The sequence below is a fragment of the Burkholderia sp. MSMB1498 genome (assembly GCF_001526245.1).
GTDB lineage: Bacteria > Pseudomonadota > Gammaproteobacteria > Burkholderiales > Burkholderiaceae > Burkholderia > Burkholderia savannae.
Map to the genome: position 1 here is coordinate 25,198 of NZ_LOYJ01000028.1, position 9,767 is coordinate 34,964.

A 9,767-nucleotide genomic window follows, 5' to 3' on the forward strand; every position below is an offset into this window, starting at 1 on the left:
GGCTCCGTACTCGCCTGGCCGCGCAGGCGATGCTGCGCGTACCGAAAGGATCAAAGGCGCCATTTTAAGCGTTGCGCGGCTTCCGGTGTCGGCCGCGAGCCGGCGGACACCGGCTTTCATTGTATCCAGAGGACGCTTTTATGAAATCCCCGGGTTTCCGGCGTATGATTTGCCGACAAACATCAAACTGTCATCAGCACGTCATCGCACCGTGAGAATTTCCGAGCGACCTTTCGAGTCTGCGTCTGACCTTTCGTATTCTCTGCCGATGCCTCTTCGCTATCCGCTTTTGAATCGTGAACTCGGCATCCTGGGCTTCAACGAGCGCGTGCTTGCCCAAGCCACCGATCCTCACGTCCCCCTTCTCGAACGCCTGCGCTTCATCTGCATCACGAGCAGCAACCTCGACGAATTCTTCGAAGTCCGGATGGCCGGGCTCCAGGAGCAGATGCGCGACAATCCGGGCGCGCTCGCGCCCGACGGCATGTCGTTGCAGCACGTGTACGACCTCGTCGTCGAGCGCGCGCAGCGTCTCGTGCACCGGCAATACGCGATGCTGCACGAAACGATCCTGCCCGCGCTCGAGCAGGAAGGCATCTATTTCCACGGCACCGAGACCTGGAGCGACGCGCAGATCGAATGGGCGCGCCGCTACTTCCTCGACGAGCTGCTGCCCGTCCTCACGCCGATCGGCCTCGATCCCGCGCATCCGTTCCCGCGCGTGCTGAACAAGAGCCTGAACTTCGTGATCGAGCTCGAAGGCCGCGACGCGTTCGGCCGCCAGGCGGTGATGGGCATCGTGCAGGCGCCGCGCGCGCTGCCGCGCCTCGTGCGGATGCCGCAGGAGCTGTCGGGCTTCCAGCACGGCTTCGTGCTGCTCAGCTCGCTGATGCAGCGCTTCGTCGGCGAGCTGTTCCCGAAGCTCGTCGTCAAGAACTGCAATCAGTTTCGGATCACGCGCAACAGCGAGCTTTTCGTCGACGAAGACGAAATCACGAACCTGCGCGTCGCGCTGCAGGGCGAGCTGCCCGCGCGCCACCTCGGCAACGCGGTGCGCCTCGAGGTGTCGGCCGACACGCCGCCGCACCTCGTGCGGCGCCTGCTCGACGAAAGCGGCCTCTCCGAGAAGGATTGCTATCGCGTCGACGGCCCCGTCAATCTCGTGCGGCTGATGCAGTTGCCCGATCTCGTCGATCTGCCCGAGCTCAAGTTCACGCCGTTCCTGCCGTCGATCCCGCACGCGGTCGCGAGCGCGCCGTCGATGTTCGATGCGATCGATCGCGGCGACATCCTGCTGCACCATCCGTACGAAAGCTTCCAGCCGGTGCTCGAGCTGCTTCAGCAGGCGGCGCAGGACCCGAGCGTCGTCGCGATCAAGCAGACGATCTACCGCACGGGCACCGATTCACCGCTGATGGACGCGCTGATGGAAGCCGCGCGCAACGGCAAGGAAGTCACGGTCGTCGTCGAGCTGCTTGCGCGCTTCGACGAGGAGACGAACATCAACTGGGCGTCGCAGCTCGAGGCGGTCGGCGCGCACGTCGTGTACGGCGTGGTCGGCCACAAGTGCCACGCGAAGATGATGCTGATCGTGCGCCGCGTGACGCACAACGACAAGTCGGCGCTGCGCCGTTACGTGCACCTCGGCACCGGCAACTATCATCCGCGCACCGCGCGCCTCTACACCGACTTCGGGCTGATGACGGCCGAACCGTCGCTGTGCGAGGACGTCCACCACGTGTTCCAGCAGTTGACGGGCATCGGCGGCGAACTGAAGCTGCACGAGATGTGGCAGTCGCCGTTCACGCTGCACCCGCAGCTCATCGAGCACATCCGCGCGGAAACCGAGCACGCGCGCGCCGGCAAGCGGGCGCGGATCGTCGCGAAGATGAACGCGCTCCTCGAGCCGACCGTGATCGCCGAGCTCTACGAAGCGTCGCAGGCGGGCGTGAAGATCGACTTGATCGTGCGCGGCGTGTGCGCGCTGCAGCCCGGCGTGCCGGGGCTGTCCGACAACATCACGGTGCGCTCGATCGTCGGGCGCTTTCTCGAGCATCACCGGATCTACTACTTCCACGCGGACGGCGAGGAGCTCGTCTATCTGTCGAGCGCCGACTGGATGGATCGCAATCTGTTCCGCCGCGTCGAAGTCGCGTTCCCGGTGCGCGAGCGCAAGCTCAAGCGCCGCGTGATCGCCGAGGGGCTGTCGGTGTTCCTCGTCGACAATCAGTCCGCGTGGCTCATGCAAAGCGACGGCCACTATCGCCGCCGCCGCGCCGGCAAGGCGCCGCGCAACGCGCAGCTCGGGCTTCTCGCGAAATTCTGCTGAACGGGCGGCGCCGGGCGCGCCGCGCCTTGTGCGGGCGACGCATAAGCGGCGGCCGCGATCGCCGCCGCTCGGCTGCGCCGTCTCGCCGTGACGATGCGCTGCGACGATGCGCTACGTTTCGCGCCGAATCCAAAAACCGCAAACAGGAAGCAGCGACGGCCCACGCGCCGCGCACGCTTCGAACGCGCGGCGGCGCGCGCCGCCTCGCGTCACGCGGCGTGCCGCCGGCTGATCGTTCGATGCGCGGGAAAGCGCGCGGTGAACGTGCTGCCGCGCCCCTCCTCGCTCTGGATCGCCAGTTGCGCATCGTGCCGTTGCAGCACGTGCTTGACGATCGCGAGCCCGAGCCCCGTGCCGCCCGTGTCGCGCGAGCGGCTGCGATCGACGCGGTAGAAGCGCTCGGTGAGCCGAGGCAGATCGACGGCCGGGATGCCGAGCCCGCTGTCCGTGACCGAAAACACCGCCTGCGCGCCGTCGCGCCGCCATTCGACGCGGATCTTCCCGCCCTCCGGCGTATAACGGATCGCGTTCGTCACGAGATTGCCGAGCGCGCTGAAGATCTCGGTCTGCGCGCCCGTCACCGCGAGCGTCTCGTCCACCTTGAACGTGATTTCGTGATGTCCGTTCGACAGCGTCTGCGCGTCGTCCTTCAGGTGTTCGAGCACCGTGCGCATGTCGACCGCGCGATCGGCGGGCGGCTTGCTCTCGCCTTCGAGCTTCGCGAGCACGAGCAGATCGGTGACGATGTGCCGCATCCGCGACGCCTGCTGCTCCATCAGCTCGAGATAGCGCGCGCGCTCGTCGTCGGACAGCGGCAGCTCCCGCATCGTCTCGAGAAAGCCCGACAGCACCGTGAGCGGCGTCTTCAGCTCGTGCGACACGTTCGCGACGAAGTCGCGCCGCATCGCGTCGGTGCGCTCGAGCTCGGTGATGTCCTGCGTGAGCAGCAGCTTGCGATTCTCGCCGTACGGGAACACTTGCACGGCGAGCACGTTCTGCCGGTTGCCGCCCATTCCGCGCATCACGAGCGTCTCGTCGTAGTGCTGACCGTTCAGGTAGCGGACGAAGTCGGGATGGCGAACGAGATGCGCGATGTGCTGGCGCAGGTCGCGCTTCGCGTCGAGCCCGAAATGCACTTCGGCGATCGCGTTGCACCACTCGATCTGATCGCGGTCGTCGAGCATCGCGACGCCGTTCGGCGACGCCTGAATGGCCTGGATGAAGCGCGAATGCTGCTGCTCGACCTGGCGCACCTGCCCGTGCCACTGCTTCGCGAGCTTGTGCAGCCGGTAGTAGATCTCGCCCCAGATGCCGGGCGCGCTCGGCACCTCGCCGTAGACGGGCGCATCGAGCAGGCGCCAGAGGCGCTGCGTGTGAAACGTGCTGAAGAAGCCCTGCGCGACAAGCATCGCGAGCGCGAAGACGAGCGCCGGCACGGGGCCTGCGATGACGCCGATGATCACGCTGACGAGCGCGAGCAAGACGAGCGACACCAGAAAGCGCGCCCAGATGATGTTCATGATTCGGCGCCCGACGAAAGATGAAGACGATGGCTCGCCACGGCGCGCACCCCTCGCGCCGCGCGGCCGTTACGCGTGTTTCGCGAGGCGGTAGCCGCTGCCGCGCACGGTTTCGATCATAGCATCGCAGCCGGCGGGCTTGAGCGCGGCGCGCAGCCGCTTGATGTGCACGTCGACCGTGCGCTCCTCGACGAATACGTGGTCGCCCCAGACCTGATCGAGCAGTTGCGTGCGGCTGTGGACGCGCTCCGGATGCGTCATGAAGAAATGCAGCAGACGGAACTCCGTCGGGCCGAGATCGAGCTTGATCTCGCTGCCTTGCGCATGCGCCGCGACGCGATGCGTCGCCGGATCGAGCCGCAGCCCGTTGATCGACACCACGTCCTCGGTGAGCTGCGGTGCGCGGCGGCGCAGCACCGCCTTGATCCGCGCCATCAGCTCCTTCGGCGAGAACGGCTTCGTCACGTAGTCGTCCGCGCCGATCTCGAGGCCGAGCACCTTGTCCTGCTCGTCGCCGCGCGCGGTGAGCATGATGATCGGAATATGCTTCGTCCGCTCGTTGTTGCGCAGGTCGCGCGCGAACGCGATGCCGGACTTGCCCGGCAGCATCCAGTCGAGCAGGACGAGGTCGGGCAGCACGTCGCTGATCAGGCTCTGCGCCTGCTCCGCGTTGTAAGCGCGAATCGGGCAATGTCCCGCGTGCTGCAGGTTCACCGAAATCAATTCGGAAATCGCGGGCTCATCTTCGATGACGAGAATGTTGCTGGGCATCGGCACCTCGGTCCGTCCTTGTCGACAGGGTTAGCTATTGGCTTCGCGATCGAGCATGTCGCGCGGCTGGTGCCGCACGTCGGTGCCCTTCACGATGTAGATGATGAATTCGGCGATGTTCTTCGCGTGATCGCCGATCCGCTCGATCGCCTTCGCGATGAACAGATAGTCGAGGCCGACCGAGATCGTCCGCGGATCTTCCTGCATGTACGACACGAGCTTGCGCACGAACGCGCGGAATTCCTGGTCGATCTCCTTGTCGTCCTTGACGATCTGCGCGGCCGCGACCGTGTCGAGGCGCGCGAACGCGTCGAGCGCGCGGCGCAGGATCGTGACCGCCATGTCGCCCGACACCTTGATCTCGGCGATGTTCACGCCGCGCGCGGCGGGCTCGTCGACGAGACGGCGCACGCGCTTGGCGATCTTCTCCGCCTCGTCGCCCGCGCGCTCGAGGTTCGTGATCGTCTTCGAGATCGACATCAACAGGCGCAGGTCGCGCGCGGCCGGCTGCCGGCGCGCGATGATGTTGCCGCACTCCTCGTCGATCTCGACTTCCATGTGATTGAGGCGGTCTTCCGCTTCGATCACGCGCTCGGCCGCGTTGCGGTCGAACTCGTTCAGCGCGCGCATCGCTTCGGTGATCTGCGCTTCGACGAGGCCGCCCATTTCGAGCACCTTCGACGACACCGCATTGAGATCGGCGTCGAACTGGCTCGACAGATGTTTATCCGACATTGTTGCTCTCCGTCATTCGGTCAGCCGAAGCGGCCCGTGATGTAGTCTTCCGTTTCCTTGCGCGCGGGCTTGATGAAGATCTTCTCCGTTTCGCCGAACTCGATCAGCTCACCGAGATACATGTACGCGGTGTAGTCCGAGCAGCGCGCCGCCTGCTGCATGTTGTGCGTGACGATCACGACCGTGTAGTCGCTCTTCAGCTCCGCGATCAGCTCCTCGATGCGGCCCGTCGAGATCGGATCGAGCGCCGAGCACGGCTCGTCGAGGAGCAGCACCTCGGGCCGGATCGCGATTCCGCGCGCGATGCAAAGACGCTGCTGCTGGCCGCCCGACAGCCCGTAGCCGCTCTGGCTCAGCTTGTCCTTCACTTCGTTCCAGAGCGCCGCCTTCGTGAGCGCCCATTCGACGCGATCGTCCATCTCCGAGCGCGTGAGCCGCTCGAACATCTTCACGCCGAACGCGATGTTGTCGTAGATCGACATCGGGAACGGCGTCGGCTTCTGGAACACCATGCCGACGCGCGCGCGCAACAGCGAGATGTCGAGCTTCGTCTGAAGCAGGTTCTCGCCGTCCATCAGGATCTCGCCTTCCGCGCGCTGCTCCGGATAGAGCGCGTACATCTTGTTGAACGTGCGCAGGAGCGTCGACTTGCCGCAGCCCGACGGGCCGATGAACGCCGTCACCTTCCCCTCGGGAATGCTCAGGTTGATGTTCTTCAGCGCGTGGAACTGGTTGTAGAAGAAATTCAGGTTCTTGACTTCGATCTTCGCGTTCAGCGGCGCGAGCGGACGCTGCCCCGCCGCCGCGCCGAAGCCGGCCGGCGCCGTCGCGCGTTGGGAAGGATCGAGGTGGCTTTCTGCCATGTTCATCGGATTGCTCCGCCGTTACTTTTTCGAGAAGACCGAGCGCGCGAGGATGTTGAGTCCCAGCACCCCGAGCGTGATCAGGAACACGCCCGCCCACGCGAGCGACTGCCATTCCGCGAACGGGCTCATCGCGAACTTGAAGATCGTGACCGGCAGGTTCGCAATCGGCTGATTCATGTCGACCGAGAAGAACTGGTTCGACAGCGCGGTGAAGAGAAGCGGCGCCGTTTCGCCGGCGATCCGCGCGACGGCGAGCAGCACGCCCGTGATGATCCCGCCCACCGACGCGCGCAGCGTGATCCTCAGGATCATCCGCCACTTCGGCGTGCCGAGCGCGAACGCGGCCTCGCGCAGCGCGTTCGGCACGAGCTTCAGCATGTTCTCGGTCGTGCGGATCACGATCGGAATCTGCAGCAGCGCGAGCGCGACGACGCCCGCCCAGCCGCTGAAGTGGCCGGCCTTCGCGACGACGAGCGCATACACGAACAGGCCGACGACGATCGACGGCGCCGACAGCAGGATGTCGTTGATGAAGCGCATCACGCTCGCAAGCCAGCTCTTCTGGCCGTATTCGGCGAGATAGACGCCCGCGAGGATGCCGATCGGCGTGCCGACGAACGTCGCGAGCGCGACGAGCATCAGGCTGCCGACGATCGCGTTCGCGAGGCCGCCGCCCGCCGTGTTCGGCGGCGGCGTCGATTCGGTGAAGAGCGTGAGCGACAAGCCGCCGATCCCGAGATGCAGCGTCGTGTAGAGAATCCAGACGAGCCAGAGCAGGCCGAACGCCATCGCGGCGAGCGACGCCGTCAGCGCGATCACGTTGGTCGCCTTGCGGCGGCGCTGCAAGCGCGCGCGCATCGCGTCGAGCGCGGCGCCGTCCGGGCCCGGCATGTTGAGAATCGGCGAGCTCATTTGCGGCCCTCCCCGCGTTCGAGGCGCAGCAGCATCAGCTTCGAGATCGCGAGCACGATGAACGTGATCACGAACAGGATGAGGCCGAGCTCCATCAGCGCGGACGTGTGCAGGCCGGGCGCCGCCTCCGCGAACTCGTTCGCGAGCGCCGACGTGATGCTGTTGCCGGGCGAATACAGCGATACGTTGTCGAGCAGGTTCGTGTTGCCGATCACGAACGTGACGGCCATCGTCTCGCCGAGCGCGCGGCCGAGGCCGAGCATCACGCCGCCGATCACGCCGGTCTTCGTATAGGGCAGCACGATCTTCCACATCACTTCCCACGTCGTGCAGCCGATTCCGTAAGCGGATTCCTTCAGCAGCACGGGCGTTACTTCAAACACGTCGCGCATCACCGACGCGATGTACGGAATGATCATGATCGCGAGAATCACGCCGGCGGCCAGGATGCCGATGCCGATCGGCGGCCCCTGGAACAGCGCGCCGATGATCGGAATCGGCCCCAGCAGCGCGCCGATGGGCTTCTGGAAATACGTCGCGAAGATTGGCGCGAACACGAGGAGGCCCCACATCCCGTAGACGATCGACGGGATCGCGGCGAGCAGCTCGATCGCGACGCCGAGCGGCCGGCGCAGCCAGACAGGCGACAGCTCGGTGAGAAAGAGCGCGATGCCGAAGCTCACGGGCACCGCGATGATGAGCGCGACGAGCGACGTGACGATGGTGCCGTAGATCGGCACGAGCGCGCCGTACAAATCGGAGTTGGGGTCCCATTCCGTGTGCCAAAGGAACGAGAGGCCGAATTTTTCGATGGTCGGCATCGACGCGACGACGAGCGACACGATGATGCCACCGAGAAGGAGTAGCGTCACGATGGCGGCGACGCGCGTGAGGCCGCCGAACACGATGTCGCCGTACCGGCTCGGCGCGCGCATGGGCGCCTGGCCGCCGGATCGTGTCGACGCGAAAGGAATGTCAGACATGGGAGCCTGTTTTTCAATGACGAACGGCTTGCGCCGCCCGCCTGTACCGCAAACGCCGCCCGGCCGTGCAGCCGGGCGGCGAACCGCTGCGACGTTGCCGTCGAGCTTACTCGGCGACCGTCTTGCCCGCCGTGTCCGTCACCTTCACCTTCCACTGCTTGCGGATTTCCGTCTCGACCGACGCCGGCAGCGAGATGTAATCCAGATCGTCCGCCGCCTTCGCGCCGTTCTTGAACGCCCAGTCGAAGAACTTCAGCGTTTCCGCGCCTTGCGCCGGCTTGTCCTGCTTCGCGTGCAGCAGCACGAACGTCGCGCCGACGACCGGCCACGCGTCCTTGCCCGGCTGGTTCGTGAGGATCTGGTAGAACGACTTCGACCAGTTCGCGCCGGCGGCAGCCGCCTTGAACGTCTCGGTCTTCGGCTCGACCACCGTGCCCGTCGAGTTCTTCAGCGCGGTGTAGGCCATGTTGTTCTTCTTCGCGTACGCCCACTCGACATAGCCGATCGCGCCCGGCAGACGCTGCACGAATGCCGCGACGCCGTCGTTGCCCTTGCCGCCCGTGCCCGTCGGCCAGTTGACGGTCGTGCCTTCGCCGACCTTCGACTTCCACTCCTCGTTGACCTTCGACAGGTAGTTCGTCCAGATGAAGCTCGTGCCCGAGCCGTCCGCGCGGCGAACCACTGCGATGTCCGTGTCCGGCAGCTTGACCTTCGGGTTCAGCGCCGCGATCGCCGGATCGTTCCACTTCTTGATCTTGCCGAGATAGATGTCGCCGAGGACGGCGCCCGACAGCGTCAGCTCGCCCGCCTTCACGCCCGGCACGTTGATGACGGGCACGACGCCGCCCACCACCGTCGGGAACTGGAAGAGGCCTTCCTTCGCGAGTTCGTCATCCTTCAGAGGCGCATCCGAGCCGGCGAAATCGACCGTCTTCGCGACGATCTGCTTCAGGCCGCCCGACGAGCCGATGCCTTGGTAGTTGACCTTCGCGCCGCCCGACTGCTGATAGTCGGCTGCCCATTTCGTGTAAATCGGCATGGCGAAGGTGCTGCCCGCGCCGGTGATGTCGGCGTGTGCGGCGACCGCGAAAAGCGCGCCGGCGAAACCGGCGAACGCGGTTTGCATCAATTTCATGAGACCTCCAGTGTGTGAGCGGATGACTACGGCACCGCGAAGATTAGGGGCTCCTCATGACAGTAATGTGACATTCGATGAACCTGCTGTGACAGTAACATGACTCGATTGAAAGGCGACAACGGCCTCCGTCGGGGCCGCCGGCCAATGCGAGCACGCCGCCTGTAGAGCGTAGGAAAAAATTCACGCGAAGGAAAAGGTCGATGTTGGCGAGGGGGAGTAGCGGGGTCGGATCGTGGAGAAGATGACTGGCGCGCGGGCTACGGTCTATTTGATTGGACGACCTCGAGCAAGGCGTGAAAACGCCGCGGGGCCGCCGATCCGGGGGGATCGGCGGCCCCGCTGATATGGAAGCTCGCCGAGTAGTGTTGCGACCCTGACTCGGCTGACTCGGCTGACTCGGCTGACTCGGCTGACTCGGCTGACTCGGCTGACTCGGCTGACTCGGCTGACTCGGCTGACTCGGCTGACTCGGCTGACTCGGCTGACTCGGCTGACTCGGCTGACTCGGCTCTT

At 65.4% G+C, this 9,767-nt stretch carries 8 protein-coding genes; 1 reads left to right on the forward strand and 7 read right to left on the reverse strand.

Annotated features, from left to right (window positions below; genetic code table 11):
* Positions 1-268: 268 nt before the first annotated feature.
* Positions 269-2,329 carry a polyphosphate kinase 1 gene (gene ppk1 / locus WS91_RS05975; RefSeq protein ID WP_059580927.1) on the forward strand — a complete coding sequence of 687 codons (2,061 nt, stop codon included), beginning with the start codon at positions 269-271 and terminating at the stop codon, positions 2,327-2,329.
* A 209-nt stretch (positions 2,330-2,538) separates the two neighbouring features.
* Here ppk1 and phoR read toward each other — a convergent pair whose 3' ends face one another.
* From phoR to pstS, 7 genes are all read right to left on the reverse strand, one after another.
* The gene (gene phoR / locus WS91_RS05980) at positions 2,539-3,849 is read right to left on the reverse strand and encodes a phosphate regulon sensor histidine kinase PhoR (RefSeq protein WP_038749803.1); all 1,311 of its coding nucleotides are present in this window, start codon (positions 3,847-3,849) and stop codon (positions 2,539-2,541) included.
* A 69-nt stretch (positions 3,850-3,918) separates the two neighbouring features.
* Entirely contained in the window at positions 3,919-4,620 is a 702-nt protein-coding gene (phoB, locus tag WS91_RS05985; RefSeq protein ID WP_038749800.1) for a phosphate regulon transcriptional regulator PhoB, read from the reverse strand.
* Positions 4,621-4,650: 30 nt separating this feature from the next.
* Positions 4,651-5,355 carry a phosphate signaling complex protein PhoU gene (phoU, locus tag WS91_RS05990; RefSeq protein WP_038749797.1) on the reverse strand — a complete coding sequence of 235 codons (705 nt, stop codon included), beginning with the start codon at positions 5,353-5,355 and terminating at the stop codon, positions 4,651-4,653.
* Between the two features lie 20 nt (positions 5,356-5,375).
* Complete coding sequence (gene pstB / locus WS91_RS05995) at positions 5,376-6,224, reverse strand: phosphate ABC transporter ATP-binding protein PstB (protein WP_038749794.1); 849 nt, start codon at positions 6,222-6,224, stop codon at positions 5,376-5,378.
* A gap of 15 nt (positions 6,225-6,239) precedes the next feature.
* Complete coding sequence (gene pstA / locus WS91_RS06000; protein ID WP_038749792.1) at positions 6,240-7,133, reverse strand: phosphate ABC transporter permease PstA; 894 nt, start codon at positions 7,131-7,133, stop codon at positions 6,240-6,242.
* Positions 7,130-8,116: a phosphate ABC transporter permease PstC gene (pstC, locus tag WS91_RS06005; protein ID WP_038749789.1), complete on the reverse strand. Its 987-nt coding sequence runs from the start codon at positions 8,114-8,116 to the stop codon at positions 7,130-7,132. Before pstC ends, pstA begins: the two co-directional genes overlap by 4 nt.
* Before the next feature lie 106 nt (positions 8,117-8,222).
* Positions 8,223-9,251: a phosphate ABC transporter substrate-binding protein PstS gene (pstS, locus tag WS91_RS06010; RefSeq protein ID WP_059669926.1), complete on the reverse strand. Its 1,029-nt coding sequence runs from the start codon at positions 9,249-9,251 to the stop codon at positions 8,223-8,225.
* Positions 9,252-9,767: the final 516 nt, after the last annotated feature.

Bases quoted from the DNA above. Each gene is read 5' to 3' on its own strand.
- ppk1 (WP_059580927.1), top strand. From the start codon at position 269: ATGCCTCTTCGCTATCCGCTTTTGAATCGTGAACTCGGCATCCTGGGC.
- phoR (WP_038749803.1), bottom strand. From the start codon at position 3,849: ATGAACATCATCTGGGCGCGCTTTCTGGTGTCGCTCGTCTTGCTCGCG.
- phoB (WP_038749800.1), bottom strand. From the start codon at position 4,620: ATGCCCAGCAACATTCTCGTCATCGAAGATGAGCCCGCGATTTCCGAA.
- phoU (WP_038749797.1), bottom strand. From the start codon at position 5,355: ATGTCGGATAAACATCTGTCGAGCCAGTTCGACGCCGATCTCAATGCG.
- pstB (WP_038749794.1), bottom strand. From the start codon at position 6,224: ATGAACATGGCAGAAAGCCACCTCGATCCTTCCCAACGCGCGACGGCG.
- pstA (WP_038749792.1), bottom strand. From the start codon at position 7,133: ATGAGCTCGCCGATTCTCAACATGCCGGGCCCGGACGGCGCCGCGCTC.
- pstC (WP_038749789.1), bottom strand. From the start codon at position 8,116: ATGTCTGACATTCCTTTCGCGTCGACACGATCCGGCGGCCAGGCGCCC.
- pstS (WP_059669926.1), bottom strand. From the start codon at position 9,251: ATGAAATTGATGCAAACCGCGTTCGCCGGTTTCGCCGGCGCGCTTTTC.